Here is a 16,395-nt window from a genome sequence, read left to right as displayed (position 1 = left end):
TGTCAGCTTGTTGATGGTTTTTTGGAGTAGCGTAGGTGTTCAAAGGATATATGGATAAAATTCGAGCGTACTTACTCAACCTGTCGAGACGGGATAAACGAGTTATTCAAGTGGTGACAGACGTGGTTCTCGTCTGGTTCGCCCTATGGCTTGCATTTGTCGTGCGCCTAGGGATTGACGATATGATCAATCCGGTCAAGCTACATCTGTGGCTGTTTATCTGCGCCCCTTTGATTGCCATCCCGCTGTTTATCCGTTTCGGCATGTACCGTGCCGTAATGCGCTATTTCGGCAATGATGCTCTGATCGCCATTATCAAGGCTGTCAGTCTTTCTTCATTGATCTTGGCAGTGGTGATGTATTGGTATAGCACCCCTGAAAATACTGTGCCGCGCTCGATAATCTTCAACTACTGGTGGCTAAGCCTAATCCTGCTCGGTGGTTTGCGCCTTGCCATGCGTCAATACTTTCTGGGCGACTGGTTTGCGGCAGTTCAACACGTGCCGTTTACCAATCGCGATGACGGTTTGCCGCGGGTGGCCATCTACGGTGCCGGTGCCGCTGGCAACCAACTGGTTGCCGCCTTGCGCATGGGCCGTGCTATGAGGCCTGTAGCGTTTATCGACGATGACGAAAGTATTGCAGATCGTATCATCTCTGGCTTGCAGGTTTACAAACCCGAACGTATTCAGCAGATGATCGAACGTACCGGCGCCCAGGAGTTGCTGTTGGCAGTGCCATCTTCGTCTCGGGCCCGGCGCCGCGAGATTTTGGGTTTGCTTGAGGGATTTCCTCTCCACGTTCGCAGTGTGCCCGGGTTTATGGATCTGGCCAGTGGCCGGGTCAAGGTTGATGATATCCAGGAAGTGGATATTGCCGACTTGCTGGGTCGCGACCCGGTTCCCGCGCAAGGTGAGTTGCAGGAGCGTTGTATCAAGGGGCAATGTGTCATGGTTACAGGCGCTGGCGGTTCGATTGGTTCGGAACTGTGCCGGCAGATCTTGGCTTTGAAGCCAACCACGCTGCTGCTGTACGAACACGGCGAATTCAATCTGTACAGCATATTTGGCGAGTTGGAGCAGCGGGTCAATCTGGAGTCTCTTTCGGTGAAGGTGCTGCCGATCCTGGGTTCTGTGCGCAATCCGCACAAGTTGCTGGATGTGATGAAGACCTGGCATGTCGATACGGTCTATCACGCTGCGGCTTATAAACATGTGCCAATGGTTGAGCACAATATTGCCGAAGGTGTGTTAAACAACGTTATAGGCACGCTCAACACTGCTCAGGCGGCCCTGCAGTCGGGAGTATCGAACTTCGTTCTTATTTCTACCGACAAGGCCGTACGGCCGACTAATGTCATGGGCAGCACCAAGCGTCTGGCTGAGATGACGCTTCAAGCACTCAGTCGGGAAGTCGCGCCTGTAATGTTTGGCGACTCGGCCAATGTGTCGCGGGTAAATAAAACCCGTTTCACCATGGTGCGTTTTGGCAATGTATTGGGCTCTTCAGGGTCGGTGATTCCGCTGTTTCACAAGCAGATCAAGACCGGTGGCCCGCTAACCGTGACTCACCCCAAGATTACCCGCTACTTCATGACGATTCCCGAGGCCGCTCAGTTGGTGATTCAGGCCGGCTCAATGGGGCAGGGTGGCGATGTATTCGTCCTTGATATGGGTGAGCCGGTACGCATTGTCGAGCTCGCCGAGAAAATGATCCATCTCTCTGGTTTTAGCGTTCGTTCGGATAAAAATCTACATGGCGATATTGAGATCGAGTTCACTGGGTTGCGTCCTGGCGAAAAGCTTTACGAAGAGTTACTGATTGGCGATAACGTAGTCGCGACCCGACACCCCATGATCATGTCTGCCAACGAAGACATGTTACCTTGGGATGAGCTGAAGCAGCGATTGACGCAACTGCTTGAAGCGGTAGATCAGGATGACTATTTGCGTGTTCGCCAGCTGCTGCGCGAGACGGTCAGTGGTTATGCACCCGAAGGTGAGATTGTAGATTGGATACATCAGCAGCGTCGTGTTGAGCCATCTTGAAAGGTGCTGTTTTAGGTCAATGGAGCCGGCGCGTATCAAGATCTTGCCAATGCAGAGTTCACTAAAATGGTGAACGCTTCATTGGCAATGTTTTGATGGCATCACAGGTGCGGCATATAAAGTTAGGCTTTAACTTTCGGCAGCAGCTGCGGTGCCAGCAGCGACAGTAATCGTGTTGGCTTTTTTGCTCATGAACCTCTTTTCAATATGAATGAAGGTCAGTGTAGAGACTATTGTGATCAACGGTACTGCAATCATATTGATTGACCAGAAAGCTGTCTTTGACATGGTGGATAAATCGACCATGTGTGACGCTGCTTTGAATGTTAAATACAGGATTGGTAGATGCATCAGGTATATGCTGTAGCTGATGTCACTCAATCGGTTTAGGCATTGTGCATGCAGGGCTCTTGGATTTGCCAGTGTAATACATAAGAAGAAACAGGACGTGAGCGCGAATCGCAGTGCGCCGTATCCTTCAGGTGCTTTAGTCCCGCAAGTGTATATAAAGATGCATAGTGCAATGATGGATAAAGGCCAGCTTGCCGGTTTTATGTAAGTGAGTTTTTGGTGAAGAACTGCTGCAATGATACCAGTCAGAAAGTACGGCCAGCACACAACTGTACTCATGCTTAGATCGACGGCGGCTAATAATAATGCAGTGCTTAGTATTAATTTGTTATATCTGGATCTGTAGGTAAGTGCGATAAGAGGCAGTACTGCATAAAATCGCCACTCATGAACCAGTGTCCAGGTCACTGAATTGAGAGGCGTTAGTGCAATGCCGCCGATTTTGGAGGGGCCATCCAAAAAATTGAATGTTAACATACTGGCCACTGTCATAAGTGTTTCTTTGTTGAAGATATCAAAGTTGGAATATAACGTCGCAATTAAAAAAACTACAAATGACGAGAAATAGTATAAGGGTGCTACACGTCTTACTCGGCCTTCAAAGAATTTTTCCCACTGAATATTTGGGGATTTGATTATTTTATCGAAGAACAAAAAGCCTGTTATGCAAAAAAATATTTGTACGCCGAAGGAGCCAAGATTTGCATATATCCACGCCCATGAGGAGAAGTTGTCGTTCTTAAGGCCCATGTTAGTCAGCATGAAAGGGGCATGATTGATAACGACGAATACTGCTGCTAGACCACGCAAGCCGTTGATGAATTTGTATTCGTGCTTTATTTCATTTTGCTCTATTTTATTTTTGATCAAGGTTGATGAGAGCAGAAACAGCAAGATAATGGATATGGAGATTATGAGTGATTCAAGTGTGAATTCAGTATTCATTTTTTAGTTAGAATCCATGCGATTTTTTTAAATTTCATATGGCAGTCCATTATGAGTTGCATTGTGACAGATTTCGCCATCTGTAAGGTCGATGATTGCTCGGGGGGGGCTCGGCATCTAGACCGGACATGGTTTTGGATCATATCGACCTAAGGGGGAATCTGCTAGGGAAGGTTTAGAAAATTTATCATTTTTGAGTAAAATTCACCTAAAAGCGATAGCCAAACCTTTGCAAGTTTGTGGTTTTTTTCTTGTTTGGTGGAGCGGTTTTTCTGCGAATCAAAGATATACACACCCTGCAACGCTCTGGTTTTTGACACTCCATAACCATCGCCTAAGTTTGAAATACAGCTCAGGAAAGCTGTTTTTAAATTAACGATGTTATGGAGTGTCAATTATGCGTACTGCTTTTCTCTCTTCGATTTTCTTTGCCTTGATGGTAGGTGTTTCCAGTGTGGCCCATGCCGCACCTGCGGCCGGAGCAGTTGAACCGGTGGTTGCTGCGCCAGTAGTGCTGGATGCCAAAGTGGTGACGATTAATATCAATACCGCAGATGAGGCTACCCTGCAGCGTGAACTCTCTGGTGTAGGGGCTGTTAAAGCCAAGGCGATCGTGGCTTATCGCGAGGCCAATGGTGATTTTACTTCAGTCGATGAGTTGCTTGAGGTCAAAGGCATAGGCAAGGTTATTCTGGAGAGAAACCGCGACAAGATCGTAATCAGCTAAGCCAGGTAACAGAACGAAAAAAGCCAGTCATAGACTGGCTTTTTTGTGGCTGTCAGCAAGCGTTCAGGCATAAGGCGCTGACGACTTCAATGTACTGCGCGTGACTTCGAAAATCTTCTGTTTCAGTGCATCACTCTCTGCGCCGCGAGCCAGAACCAGTGCGCCTACCAGGGTAGCGAAAATCACGATGCTTTTGTCTTCAGTGTCTGACCCTTGCAGGGTCGCCTGGATCTGTTTGAGCCTGGCATCGATGACATGGTCGGTGGTGACACTTGCCTGGCCCTGTTGGGCCATTTCAGCGGACATGGTCGGCAACGGGCAACCCTCATGGGGGGAGGTCAGATGCCACTCAGACAAGTAAGCATCGATAAATGCGTGCAGGGGGTGGGGCTGGCTGAACAGTTCGGCGCAGATACCGTCAACCTGGTTGGCTGCGTGCTGCAAGGCTTTTTCTACCAGGTCGTTTTTGGATGAAAAATGAGCATAGAAACCACCGTGAGTAAGGCCCAGTGATTTCATCAGGGGTTGCAGGCCTGTGGCGCCAATACCGTGTCGTCGAAAGAGCCCGGATGCTTCTTTAACGATGCGCTGATGGGTTTGGGCTTTATGATCTTGTGAATAGCGCATGACAGGTGTCTCTTTATGCAATGGACCATCATAGCGTCGACCTTCAAACAGATGCAGTGGTTAATCATGCAACTGTTTGTAGGTTTTTCCTCACCGATGCTCATTCCTTGGCATGCAGGCCCTGAGCGCTTGTCTGACTACCTGTCTTTTGATTCCTTGGCGTCCATTTCGGCATTGCGTTCGGCAACACGTTTGCGTTGCTCATCGGTCAGTTCAACTTTATTGGCTGTGTCACGTAGTGTCATCAGGGCGCCTACAATGACACCGATAGCGACGACGAGAATTAACCAGGCATACCAAGGCATAGAGTGTTCTCCGTGTTGAGTGCAGCACAGGGCAGGGGTTGCGCTGTGTGCTGCTGTTTATCCTGTTAAGTGAGTAAGTGTTGATTGCTTTCAGTGTAGGCCGGTTATTCAGTCATGTGCGGTATAAGCTTGGTAAAGACTAAAATCGTGTATTTGCGATCATCGGGTGCCGGTAAGCGGCTGGTTCCGCTACAATGCGCGCCGATTTCGACCAGCCTGAGAACCCGCTAATGTCCGACTGCCAGACTCCTATTATCGTCGCCCTGGATTTCCCGACCCGTGACGCCGCATTGAAACTGGCTGATCAGTTGGACCCCAAGCAGTGCCGTGTCAAGGTGGGCAAAGAGCTGTTCACCAGTTGCGCTTCGGAAATCGTCGGTACTTTGCGCGACAAGGGTTTTGAAGTATTTCTGGACCTGAAGTTCCACGATATCCCCAATACCACGGCAATGGCGGTCAAGGCCGCAGCTGAAATGGGCGTATGGATGGTTAACGTTCACTGTTCGGGCGGCTTGCGCATGATGGCCGCTTGCCGCGAAGTACTCGACAAGCGCACCGGCCCGCAGCCGTTGCTGATTGGCGTGACCGTGTTGACCAGCATGGAGCGTGAAGACCTGGCCGGTATTGGCCTGGATATTGAGCCTCAGGAGCAAGTGTTACGCCTGGCAGCCCTGGCCGACAAGGCCGGTATGGATGGCCTGGTGTGTTCGGCCCTGGAGGCGCAAGCGCTGAAGGCCGCGCACCCGGGTCTGCAACTGGTAACCCCGGGGATTCGTCCTGCGGGCAGTGCGCAGGACGATCAGCGTCGTATCCTGACGCCTCGCCAGGCACTGGATGCAGGTTCTGATTATCTGGTAATCGGGCGCCCGATCAGCCAGGCAGTGGATCCGGCCAAGGCACTCGCTGCCGTGGTAGCTGAGCTGGCTTAAGGTTGTTTGCCACCGTTTTGATTCGGCAATCGCGGGCAAGCCCGCGATTGCCGCGCCGCGGTCTGCCTTGACAGGCCGCGGTGCCTGTATTGCGAGCAAGTCCGCTGCCACCTGTATGTGGTGTGTCAGACCTTCAACACCAGCTTGCCGTGATTTTCCCCGCTGAACAGCTTCGCCAGGCTTTCCGGGAAGCTTTCCAGGCCTTCAACAATATGCTCTTTGCTTTTCAACTGGCCCTTGAGCAGCCAGCCCGCCATCTCTTGTCCGGCTGCTGCATAGCGATCGGCATAGTCCATTACCACAAAGCCTTCCATGCGGGCGCGATTGACCAGCAGTGACAAGTAGTTGGCCGGACCTTTAACGGCTTCCTTGTTGTTGTATTGGCTGATGGCTCCGCAGATGATGACCCGCGCCTTGAAATTCAAACGGCTCAATACGGCGTCGAGAATATCGCCGCCCACGTTGTCGAAAAACACATCTACACCCTTGGGGCATTCGCGTTTGAGGCCTGCGAGCATATCTTCGTTCTTGTAGTCGATTACACCGTCAAAGCCGAACTCCTCGACCAGCCGCTTACATTTCTCTTGGCCGCCGGCAATGCCTACCACGCGGCAGCCCTTCAACTTGGCGATTTGCCCGGCAATGCTGCCAACAGCACCCGCTGCGCCGGAAATCACCACGGTGTCTCCTGTTTTCGGTGCGCCGACGTCCAGCAGGGCGAAGTAGGCCGTCATGCCCGTCATGCCCAGTGCGGACAGATACACGGGCAGCGGTACCAGTTTCGGGTCGACCTTGTAGAAACCCCGTGGCTCACCGGTGAAGTAATCCTGCATTCCCAGGGCACCGTTGACGTAATCCCCCACAGCAAAGCCCGGGTGGGCGCTGGCAATCACCTTGCCCACTCCCAGGGCGCGCATCACATCACCCAGCGCTACCGGCGGAATATAGGACTTGCCTTCGTTCATCCAGCCACGCATGGCCGGGTCGAGGGACAAGTATTCATTTTTGACCAGGATCTGGCCGTCCTTGGGCTGTACTACGGGCACTTGCTGGAAGGTAAAGGTATCGCGGGTTGCTGCACCGACTGGACGTTTGGCGAGCAGGAATTGGCGGTTTGTCTGGTCAGTCATTGCTATAACTCTTTAGAGATTGATGGCTGTTGATAGACCTTCTCACGCTACAGGGCAAGTGAATACGCGCTTACGAATAGGTTTTTATCAGTGATGGTGATGGTTGTAGGCAGTCTTTTATCACTCGGATAAATAGGCGGATGGCCGTGCCCGAACGTTTCGGGGGTACAGATGCACTCTGCTGAGGGTTAAGACGATGGGCATGACGTTTACGGGGCAAGTGGCTGTAGTGACAGGGGGCGGGGCCGGTATCGGGAGGGCCGCGGCGCTGGCATTTGCCGGCGAGGGTTTGAAGGTGGTGGTGGCTGATCGGGATGTGGCAGCGGGTGAAGACACTGTCGAGCAGATAAGGGCTGCGGGCGGCAGTGCTGTTTTCGCAGGCTGCGATGTCACTGTAGAGGCGCAGGTCAGGCAACTGATGGAGCAGACAATCAGCACCTACGGGCGTCTGGACTATGCCTTCAACAATGCCGGGATCGAGATCGAGCATGGTCGCCTGGCCGACGGTACCCTGGATGAGTTCGATGCGATCATGGGGGTAAACGTCAAGGGCGTTTGGCTGTGCATGAAATATCAGCTGCCATTGATGCTGGCCCAAGGTGGCGGGGCGATCGTCAATACTGCCTCGGTGGCCGGACTGGGCGCCGCGCCAAAGATGAGCATTTACTCGGCGTCCAAACATGCGGTGATCGGGCTGACCAAATCGGCAGCCATTGAGTATGCGAAAAAGCATATTCGGGTGAACGCGGTGTGCCCGGCGGTCATCGATACCGATATGTTCCGCCGCGCTTATGAGGTCGACCCGCGCAAGGCTGAATTTGCCGCCGCGATGCACCCGGTGGGGCGTATCGGCACGGTCGAAGAAGTTGCCAGCGCCGTGCTGTACCTGTGCTCGGATGGCGCAGCATTTACCACAGGCCATGCGCTGGCGGTCGATGGCGGGGCACTGGCGATCTGATAGCTCAGCGTGATTTGACGTTCAGGATCATCAGGGTCAGTACGCCCGCAACAATGCCCCAGAAAGCCGAGCCAATTGAAAACAGGGTCATGCCCGATGCGGTGACCATAAAGGTCACCAGGGCAGCTTCACGCTCCCTGGCTTCGCCCATGGCAATACTCAGCCCGTTCATGATCGAGCCGAACAGTGCCAGTGCGGCAATTGACAGCACCAGCTCCTTGGGCAATGAGGCGAACAGGGCGGCCAGGGTGGCGCCGAATATGCCGGCGATGCCATAGAAAATTCCGCACCACACGGCTGCGGTGTAGCGTTTTTTCGGGTCTTCGTGGGCATGGGGGCCGGTGCAGATGGCGGCACTGATGGCTGCCAGGTTGATGCCGTGGGAACCGAAGGGGGCGAGCAGCAAGGAGGCTACCCCGGTGGTGGTGATCAGCGGCGAGGCGGGCACGTCATAGCCATCGGCCCGCAGTACGGCGATGCCCGGCATGTTTTGCGAGGTCATGGCCACCACAAACAGCGGGATGCCGATGCTGATGGTTGCCGCCAGCGAAAAGGACGGCGTGGTCCACACCGGCACGGCCACTTCAAGGGAAAAACCGCTGAAGTCCAGCAGCCCGAGCATGCCCGACAGCAGGGTGCCGATCAGCAGCGCCGCCAGTACGGCGTAGCGGGGTGACAGGCGCTTGACGATCAGGTAGGTGAAAAACATGCCGATCACCAGGCCGGTGCGATGTTGCGCCGCGACGAAGATTTCGCTGCCGATTTTAAACAGGATGCCCGCCAGCAACGCGGCGGCCAGGGATGAGGGGATGCGCTTGACCAGGCGCTCAAAACTGCCGGTGATGCCACAGATGATCACCAGTACCGCGCAGGTGATATAGGCGCCGATGGCCTCGCCGTAACTGACGCCGCCAAGGCTGGTGATCAGCAGTGCCGCGCCCGGTGTGGACCAGGCGATGGTGATCGGTGTGCGATAACGCAAAGACAAGCCTATGCTGCAAACAGCCATGCCGATCGACAGTGCCCAGATCCATGATGAAATCTGCCCGCTGGTAAGTCCCGCTGCCTGACCCGCCTGGAACATCAGGACCAGGGAGCTGGTGTAGCCGGTCATCATGGCGATAAAGCCTGCGACCACCGCCGAGGGCGAGGTGTCTGCCAGTGGATGCAAGCGCGGCTGCGGGGTGTCGGTCATGGAACGGTCTTCCTTGTGTGCTATAGGAGTTCGGGCAGGCGACAAGCCTAAACGTAAAGGTTGCATCTAGTTGCGATACAGCAGGGTTCGTAAACGACCGTACAGTCGTACTGGCACTCTGCTTTGTGTACAATGCGCCCTGTTTTTTGCATTAATTTCTGGTCGGTGACACCCGTTTACGTACTAGCGTAATCCCTTATTCGCCGCCGCTTCCCACACGAGTGCCCATGAACGAACAGTTGCAGCCTCTCAAGAAACAACCCCGCGCTGGCAAGGCCGGCCGCAGTGGAACCCAGGACGATATTGTCTATGCGCATATTTTCGAGGCGATCCTTGAACAGCGTCTGGCGCCTGGCACCAAGTTGAGTGAAGAGGCTCTGGGCGAAATCTTTGGCGTGAGCCGCACCATTATTCGTCGCGCCCTGTCGCGTCTGGCCCATGAAGGGGTTGTGCTGCTGCGCCCTAATCGTGGTGCAGTGGTGGCGAGCCCTAGCGTAGAAGAAGCGCGCCAGGTGTTTCTGGCCCGGCGACTGGTTGAAAAGGCCATTACCGAGCTGGCGGTGGTGCATGCTACGGCTGATGATCTGGCGCAACTGCGCAAGATGGTCCAGGACGAGCGCGACAGTTTTTCGCGGGGCGATCGGGGTGCGGGTATTCGCCTGTCGGGCGAGTTCCACCTGAAGTTGGCCGAAGCGGCGAAGAATGCGCCGCTGATCAGCTTTCAGCGCAGTCTGGTGTCGCAAACGTCGTTGATTATTGCCCAGTACGAGAGCGGCAACCGTTCGCACTGCTCTTATGACGAGCACATGCAATTGATCGATGCCATCGAAGCCCGTGATGCCGGCCAGGCCGTGCACCTGATGATGCATCACATGGATCACATTGACAGCAAGCTCAACCTTGACGAAGAAAGCGCCTCTGACGACTTGCACGCGGTGTTTTCGCACTTGCTGCAAACCAAGGGCAAAAGCCCTCGGCCTGCTGCCAAGCTTTAAGCCTCGGCTGCTCTTGTGGGAGCGGGCTTGCCCGCGATGCAGGCGACGCGGTGCTTCAGTAGAACCGCATCGATAACCTCTCGAGCAAGCCCGCTCCCACAAGGGAAATTATCAGCGCTGATGCACCAGATTGCCTGCCGCATAGGTTTGCTGCACGGTACGGTCATCCCCAAGGGTCATCAATACAAACAGCGTCTCGGCGATGTTTTTTGACTGCTTGAGGCGATAGCTCATCAGTGGCGTAGCGTTGTAGTCCAGTACCAGGAAGTCAGCGTCGCTGCCCGGTTGCAGATTGCCGATCTTGTCTTCCAGGCGCAGTGCTCGCGCCCCGCCCAACGTAGCCAGGTACAACGACTTGAACGGATCGAGGCGTGCGCCCTGCAGTTGCATGATCTTGTAGGCTTCGTTCAGGGTGTTGAGCAGCGAGAAGCTGGTACCTGCACCCACGTCTGTGCCCAGCCCCACATTGAGCTTGTGCTTTTCGGCCATCGGCAGGTTGAACAGGCCGCTGCCCAAAAACAGGTTGGAAGTCGGGCAGAACGCCACTGCCGAACCGGTCTCGGCGAGTCGCGCACATTCCTCGTCACACAGATGCACACCGTGGGCAAACACCGAGCGTTCGCCGAGCAACTGGTAGTGGTCGTACACATCCAGATAGCCTTTTCGCTCAGGGAACAGTGACTTCACCCACTCGATTTCCTGAAGGTTCTCGCTGATATGGGTGTGTAGATACACATCCGGGTATTCGCCCAGCAGCTTGCCGGCCAGGGTCAATTGCTCCGGGGTGCTGGTCGGCGCGAAGCGCGGGGTGACGGCGTAATGCAGGCGGCCCTTACCGTGCCAGCGCTCGATCAGTGCCTTGCTTTCGCTGTAGCCGGTTTCGGCGGTATCGGTCAGATAGTCTGGGGCGTTGCGGTCCATCATCACCTTGCCGGCGATCAGACGCAGGTCCAGGTGCTGTGCGGCCTCAAACAGGGCATCCACCGATTGCGGGTGTACGCTGCCGAAGACCAGGGCGGTGGTAGTGCCGTTGCGTAGCAGTTCCTTCAGGAATACGTCAGCAACTTCGTCAGCATGGGCCTTATCGGCGAACTGGTTTTCGCACGGGAAGGTGTAGGTGTTGAGCCAGTCGAGCAGTTGCTCTCCGTAAGCGCCAATCATCCCGGTTTGCGGGAAATGGATATGGGTATCGATAAAGCCGGGGGTGATCAGTGCGTCTTTGTACTCGGTCACAGCAACGTCGGCGGCCAGTGTGCCAAGCAGTTCGCTGGCCGGGCCAACAGCCTTGATCTGGCCGTTGTCGACCACCAGCAAGCCGTCTGCAAAATATTCATAGGAGGCCTCGATCCCGACTTCGGCGGGGTCGGCGATGCTGTGCAAAATGGCGGCGCGATAGGCTTTACAAGTCATGGCAATTCTCAGTGTGTGGCATGGCTGCGTCGTGAAGACGGCAACAATTGTTTAATGGATTCAGATGACGCGCTGTCGGCGCTCGCAGTGTGCTGGCCGAAATGAGTGTTGTAGGTGGCGATGATTTCGCCGGCGATGGAGATCGCGATTTCAACAGGCAATTTGCCTTTGACTTCGCTCAAACCCATCGGGCAACGCATGCGCTGCAAAGGTGAGGCGTCGATACCGCGCTCACGCAGGCGATGTTCGAACTTCACGCGTTTGGTTTTCGAACCAATCAAGCCGAAGTAAGTAAAGTCGTTGCGTTTAAGCAGGGCGGCGCTGAGCTCCAGGTCCAGGGCGTGATTATGCGTCATGACGATGCAGTAGCAACCCGCAGGCAGGGCATCGACTTCATCTACCGGTTCGTCGGTAACGATTTTTTCCACGCCTTGGGGGATAAGTGTCGGGAATTCCTGCTCCCGCGAGTCGATCCAGCGCACCCGGCACGGCAGGCTGGCGAGCAGGGGTACCAAGGCCCGGGCCACGTGCCCTGCGCCAAACACCGCAATCTGAGCCTGCACCTTGCCCATCGGTTCGAACAGCAGCACGGCCACCCCGCCGCAACACTGGCCCAGGCTGGCGCCGAGGCTGAAGCGCTGTAGAAGGGTATCGTGCTTGCCGCTGCTGAGCATCTGGCGGGCAATTTCCATTGCCTTGTACTCCAGATGACCGCCACCAATGGTGTCGAAGATTTTATCTGCACAAATGACCATCTTCGAACCGGCATTGCGCGGGGTAGAGCCTTGCTCTTCGATGATGGTCACCAGCACGCAGGGTTCGCCTTGCTGCTGCAACTCGGCCAGGGCACTGATCCAGTTATTCATGCTGATCTCCCGACAGGCTTTTGCGCATTTGCTCACAACCCCACAGCACCCGCTCCGGGGTGGCCGGGGCGTCAATCGCAGGTTGCACGCGGTAGTCGGCCAGGCTCGCCACAGCGTCCTTGAGTGCACACCATGCGGCGATGCCGAGCATAAATGGCGGTTCGCCCACGGCCTTGGAGTGGAACACGGTGTCTTCGGGGTTCTTGCGGTTTTCCACCAGGGTTACGCGCAGGTCCAGCGGCATGTCTGCCACCGCGGGGATCTTGTAGCTGGCCGGGCCGTTGGTCATCAGCTTGCCCTTGGCATTCCACACCAGTTCCTCCATGGTCAGCCAGCCCGCCCCCTGTATATACCCGCCTTCGACCTGGCCGATGTCGATGGCCGGGTTCAGCGAGGCACCGACATCATGGAGGATATCGGTACGCAACATTTTGTATTCGCCGGTCAGGGTGTCGACGATCACCTCGGCGCAGGCGGCGCCAAAGGCAAAGTAATAAAACGGCCGACCACGTGCCTGAGTGCGGTCATAAAAAATCTTCGGGGTTTTGTAGTACCCGGTGCTCGATAACGACACCTGGCCGAAATAGGCCTGCTGGATCAGGCTTTCAAAACTGATGATCTGCTCGCCAGCCTGCACCTGGCCGTTATGGAAGATCACCGCCCGTTGCTCGACCTGATATTTGTCGGCAGCAAATTCAACAAGTCGCTGCTTGATGGTTTCGGCTGCGTTTTGCGCGGCCTTGCCATTGAGGTCGGCACCGCTGGACGCTGCAGTAGGCGAGGTGTTTGGCACTTTGTCAGTGTTGGTTGCGGTGATCTGGATGCGGCTGATATCCACCTGGAACACTTCGGCGACCACCTGCGCGACCTTGATATTCAGGCCCTGGCCCATCTCGGTGCCGCCGTGGTTGAGGTGGATGCTGCCATCGGTATAAATATGAATCAGGGCGCCGGCCTGGTTGAGGAAGCTGGCGGTAAAGGAGATGCCGAATTTGACCGGGGTCAGCGCCAGGCCTTTTTTCAGGATCGGACTGCTGGCGTTGAACGCCTTGATCGCTTCCCGGCGCTCGGTGTACTGGCTGCTGGCCTCAAGGTCGGCGGTCATTTCTTGCAGCAGGTTGTGTTCCACGGTCTGGTAGTAGTGGGTCACGTTGCGTTCGGTTTTGCCGTAGTAATTGGCCTTGCGTACGGCCAGCGGGTCGAGGCCCAGATGGCGGGCGATACGGTCCATGACCTCTTCGATGGCGACCATGCCTTGCGGGCCACCAAAGCCGCGATAGGCCGTGTTGGAAGCCGTGTTGGTTTTACAGCGATAACCATTGATCGTCGCGTCGCCCAGATAATAGGCGTTGTCGGCGTGGAACATGGCGCGGTCGACAATGGAGTTGGACAAGTCCGGCGAACAGCCACAGTTGCCCGCCAGGTCCAGCTGGATGCCCTGCAAGCGGCCGCTGGCGTCGAAACCGACGTCATATTCGATATAAAACGGGTGGCGCTTGCCGGTCATCAGCATGTCTTCGACCCGCGGCAGGCGCATCTTGGCCGGTTGCCCGGTGAGGCGTGCCACCACGGCGCACAGGCAGGCGGGGCTGGCGGCCTGGGTCTCCTTGCCGCCAAAGCCGCCGCCCATGCGGCGCATATCGACAACGATCTTGTTCATTGAAACATCAAGGACTTCTGCCACCAGCTTCTGCACTTCAGTAGGGTTCTGCGTGGAGCAGTAAACGATCATCCCGCCGTCTTCGGTAGGCATGACCGATGAGATCTGGGTCTCGAGGTAAAAGTGCTCCTGCCCGCCAATATGCAGGCTGCCCTGCAGGCGATGTTCGGCCCCGGCCAGTGCGCCGGCAGAGTCGCCGCGTTGATGGGTGTGGGTATCGAGCACAAAGTGCTTCTGGCGCAGGGCCTGAACCACGTCCAGCACCGGCTCCAGGTCTTCGTATTCGATAATGGCAGCCATTGCCGCCTTGCGCGCGGTGTCCAGGTCGCAAGCGGCCACTGCCAGTACGGGCTGGCCGACAAACTCCACCTTGTCGATGGCCAGCAGCGGATCGCCGGGCAGTAGCGGGCCAATGTCCTTCAGACCGGGGATATCTTCGTGGGTGATCACCAGGCGCACGCCTGCGAAGGCGTAGCAGGGCGTGGTGTCGACACGCAGGATTCTGGCGTGGGCGCGGTCGGACAGGCGTGCGAAAAGGTGCAACTGGTTGGGGAATTCCAGGCGGTCATCGATGTACTGCGCTTCGCCGCTGACATGTTTTTCGGCACTGTCATGCTTGACGCTGCGACCCACACCGGTTTTCAAGTCCTGCTGGAAGAGGGCGGCCAGCTCGGCCTGGGTTGGGGCAACCTTGTGATGGTTAGACATAAGCTGTTACCCGCGTCTCGAGATGTGGCGTTTGCAGTTCGATAAAGTATTTGCGTAGCAGGTTTTGTGCACTCAGCAGACGGTATTCCTTGCTGGCGCGAAAGTCCGAGAGCGGGGTGAAGTCGTTTGCCAGTGCAGCGCAGGCCCGTTCGATGCTGGCGCTGTTCCAGTCAGCGCCGAGCAGTGCGGCTTCGCAGGCGGCGGCGCGTTTGGCGATGGCCGCCATGCCGCCGAATGCCACGCGGGCACCGGTCACCACGCCGTTGTCGATGTGCAGGTTGAACGCTGCGCACACGGCGCTGATGTCGTCATCCAGGCGCTTGGAGATTTTATAGGCGCGAAATGCATGGCTGGGGTCGGCGCGAGGGATGATGATTTTTTCGATAAATTCGCCTTCCTGGCGTGCCGTCACCCGGTAGTCGATAAAGTAATCCTCGATCGCCAGGGTGCGCAGGGTTTGCCCTTTGCGCAGTACCAGTTGTGCGCCGAGGGCAATCAGCAGCGGTGGCGAGTCGCCAATGGGCGAGGCATTGCCGATGTTGCCGCCCAGGGTGCCCTGATTGCGGATTTGCAGGGAGGCGAAGCGTTGCAGCAATTCGCCGAAGTCCGGGTACTCGGCCTTGAGCGTGCCGTAGGCGTCTGTCAGCGACACCGCCGCGCCGATTTCAATACGGTCATCAAAGCGCTCGATGTGCTTCATTTCGGCCACGTTGCCGACGTAGATCATGACCGGCAGCGGGCGATGAAACTGGGTCACCTCAAGCGCCAGGTCGGTACCGCCGGCCAGCAGGCGGGCCTGGGGTTGGGATTCGTACAGCTGGGCCAGGTCGCTGATGGTCATGGGCAGCAGGCAGCGCTTGTCGCCGCTGTTCAGTTCGCCGGTTTGAGTCGGGGTGATGGTCTTGAGCAAGGCAATGGTCGCGCTCTGGTATGTATCGAACTGATCCTGTTGTTGCCCGCTGCAAGCCTGTTCGGCAGCCGCCAGAATAGGGCGGTAGCCGGTGCAGCGACAGAGGTTGCCCGCCAGGGCTTCATGAGCCTGATGGCCATCAGGCTGGCCCGTGCTGTTTTTTTGCAGGGCGAACAGTGACATCACAAATCCCGGCGTGCAAAACCCGCACTGTGAGCCGTGGCAGTCGACCATCGCCCGCTGCACGCTGTGCAACTGCCCCTGGTGCTTGAGGTCTTCGATGCTGATCAGTTGCTTGCCGTGCAAAGCCGAGACAAAGGTCAGGCACGAATTGAGGCTGCGATAGCGCAGCCGTTCAAGGCCTTCAGCGTCGGTGTGAAGTTCGCCGACAACCACGGTACAGGCCCCGCAGTCGCCGCTGGCGCATCCTTCTTTGGTACCAGGCTTGTGCAGGTGTTCACGCAGGTAATTGAGCACGGTCAAATTCGGGTCGAGCGTGTGCTCGGTGCGCAGCGTCTGGTTGAGTAGGAACTGGATCACGGAAGGCCTCGCATAATCATTATTGTTGTAACGCGGGATGCACTGAATTTAGCTAAAGCTGACCTGCGGGTCAAGAAATAGCGATCGGTAA

14 protein-coding genes are annotated in these 16,395 nt (G+C 56.1%); 5 read left to right on the top strand and 9 right to left on the bottom strand.

Annotation, left to right across the window (positions count from 1 at the left end; genetic code table 11):
- Positions 1-50: 50 nt before the first annotated feature.
- Positions 51-2,048 (top strand): polysaccharide biosynthesis protein, encoded by a 1,998-nt coding sequence (locus PPTH39_RS05445; RefSeq protein WP_130871733.1) that lies wholly within the window; start codon positions 51-53, stop codon positions 2,046-2,048.
- Between the two features lie 129 nt (positions 2,049-2,177).
- Here the strand turns inward: PPTH39_RS05445 and PPTH39_RS05440 are convergent, their stop codons facing one another.
- The gene (locus tag PPTH39_RS05440; RefSeq protein ID WP_095024101.1) at positions 2,178-3,344 is read right to left on the bottom strand and encodes an acyltransferase family protein; all 1,167 of its coding nucleotides are present in this window, start codon (positions 3,342-3,344) and stop codon (positions 2,178-2,180) included.
- Positions 3,345-3,741: 397 nt separating this feature from the next.
- On the opposite strand from PPTH39_RS05440, the gene PPTH39_RS05435 reads away from it, so the two are divergent.
- A complete protein-coding gene (locus PPTH39_RS05435) occupies positions 3,742-4,071 on the top strand; it encodes a ComEA family DNA-binding protein (RefSeq protein WP_095002782.1) in 330 nt (109 codons plus the stop codon).
- A gap of 63 nt (positions 4,072-4,134) precedes the next feature.
- Here PPTH39_RS05435 and PPTH39_RS05430 read toward each other — a convergent pair whose 3' ends face one another.
- Together PPTH39_RS05430 and PPTH39_RS05425 are read right to left on the bottom strand one after the other, a co-directional pair.
- A complete protein-coding gene (locus tag PPTH39_RS05430; RefSeq protein ID WP_095002781.1) occupies positions 4,135-4,698 on the bottom strand; it encodes a TetR/AcrR family transcriptional regulator in 564 nt (187 codons plus the stop codon).
- 137 nt (positions 4,699-4,835) lie between these two features.
- Positions 4,836-5,003: a DUF2897 family protein gene (locus tag PPTH39_RS05425; RefSeq protein WP_095002780.1), complete on the bottom strand. Its 168-nt coding sequence runs from the start codon at positions 5,001-5,003 to the stop codon at positions 4,836-4,838.
- Between the two features lie 230 nt (positions 5,004-5,233).
- On the opposite strand from PPTH39_RS05425, the gene pyrF reads away from it, so the two are divergent.
- Entirely contained in the window at positions 5,234-5,932 is a 699-nt protein-coding gene (pyrF, locus tag PPTH39_RS05420; RefSeq protein ID WP_165446498.1) for an orotidine-5'-phosphate decarboxylase, read from the top strand.
- Positions 5,933-6,057: 125 nt separating this feature from the next.
- Here pyrF and PPTH39_RS05415 read toward each other — a convergent pair whose 3' ends face one another.
- Entirely contained in the window at positions 6,058-7,062 is a 1,005-nt protein-coding gene (locus tag PPTH39_RS05415) for an NADP-dependent oxidoreductase (protein WP_095002778.1), read from the bottom strand.
- 196 nt (positions 7,063-7,258) lie between these two features.
- Here PPTH39_RS05415 and PPTH39_RS05410 point away from each other — a divergent pair, with 196 nt between their 5' ends.
- On the top strand, positions 7,259-8,020 hold the full coding sequence (locus tag PPTH39_RS05410; RefSeq protein WP_095002777.1) for an SDR family oxidoreductase: 762 nt from the start codon (positions 7,259-7,261) through the stop codon (positions 8,018-8,020).
- Positions 8,021-8,024: 4 nt separating this feature from the next.
- Here the strand turns inward: PPTH39_RS05410 and PPTH39_RS05405 are convergent, their stop codons facing one another.
- Positions 8,025-9,215: a benzoate/H(+) symporter BenE family transporter gene (locus tag PPTH39_RS05405; RefSeq protein ID WP_130871732.1), complete on the bottom strand. Its 1,191-nt coding sequence runs from the start codon at positions 9,213-9,215 to the stop codon at positions 8,025-8,027.
- A 227-nt stretch (positions 9,216-9,442) separates the two neighbouring features.
- Here PPTH39_RS05405 and PPTH39_RS05400 point away from each other — a divergent pair, with 227 nt between their 5' ends.
- Positions 9,443-10,210, top strand: coding sequence for a GntR family transcriptional regulator (locus PPTH39_RS05400; protein WP_095002775.1), 768 nt, complete (start codon positions 9,443-9,445; stop codon positions 10,208-10,210).
- Between the two features lie 111 nt (positions 10,211-10,321).
- Here the strand turns inward: PPTH39_RS05400 and guaD are convergent, their stop codons facing one another.
- Genes guaD through xdhA form a run of 4 tightly spaced genes read right to left on the bottom strand, consistent with a single transcriptional unit; the run spans position 10,322 to position 16,304 of the window.
- Positions 10,322-11,620, bottom strand: coding sequence for a guanine deaminase (guaD, locus tag PPTH39_RS05395; protein WP_165446487.1), 1,299 nt, complete (start codon positions 11,618-11,620; stop codon positions 10,322-10,324).
- An 8-nt stretch (positions 11,621-11,628) separates the two neighbouring features.
- A complete protein-coding gene (xdhC, locus tag PPTH39_RS05390) occupies positions 11,629-12,486 on the bottom strand; it encodes a xanthine dehydrogenase accessory protein XdhC (RefSeq protein ID WP_095025015.1) in 858 nt (285 codons plus the stop codon).
- The gene (gene xdhB / locus PPTH39_RS05385) at positions 12,479-14,854 is read right to left on the bottom strand and encodes a xanthine dehydrogenase molybdopterin binding subunit (RefSeq protein ID WP_130871730.1); all 2,376 of its coding nucleotides are present in this window, start codon (positions 14,852-14,854) and stop codon (positions 12,479-12,481) included. The genes xdhC and xdhB overlap by 8 nt, the downstream gene beginning before the upstream one ends.
- Positions 14,847-16,304, bottom strand: a complete 1,458-nt coding sequence (xdhA, locus tag PPTH39_RS05380; RefSeq protein ID WP_130871729.1) for a xanthine dehydrogenase small subunit — start codon at positions 16,302-16,304, stop codon at positions 14,847-14,849. The genes xdhB and xdhA overlap by 8 nt, the downstream gene beginning before the upstream one ends.
- Between the last annotated feature and the right edge of the window lie 91 nt (positions 16,305-16,395).

This window comes from Pseudomonas bubulae (assembly GCF_900618535.1).
Lineage (GTDB): Bacteria > Pseudomonadota > Gammaproteobacteria > Pseudomonadales > Pseudomonadaceae > Aquipseudomonas > Aquipseudomonas bubulae.
This window is presented reverse-complemented; position numbering and strand designations above follow the sequence as displayed.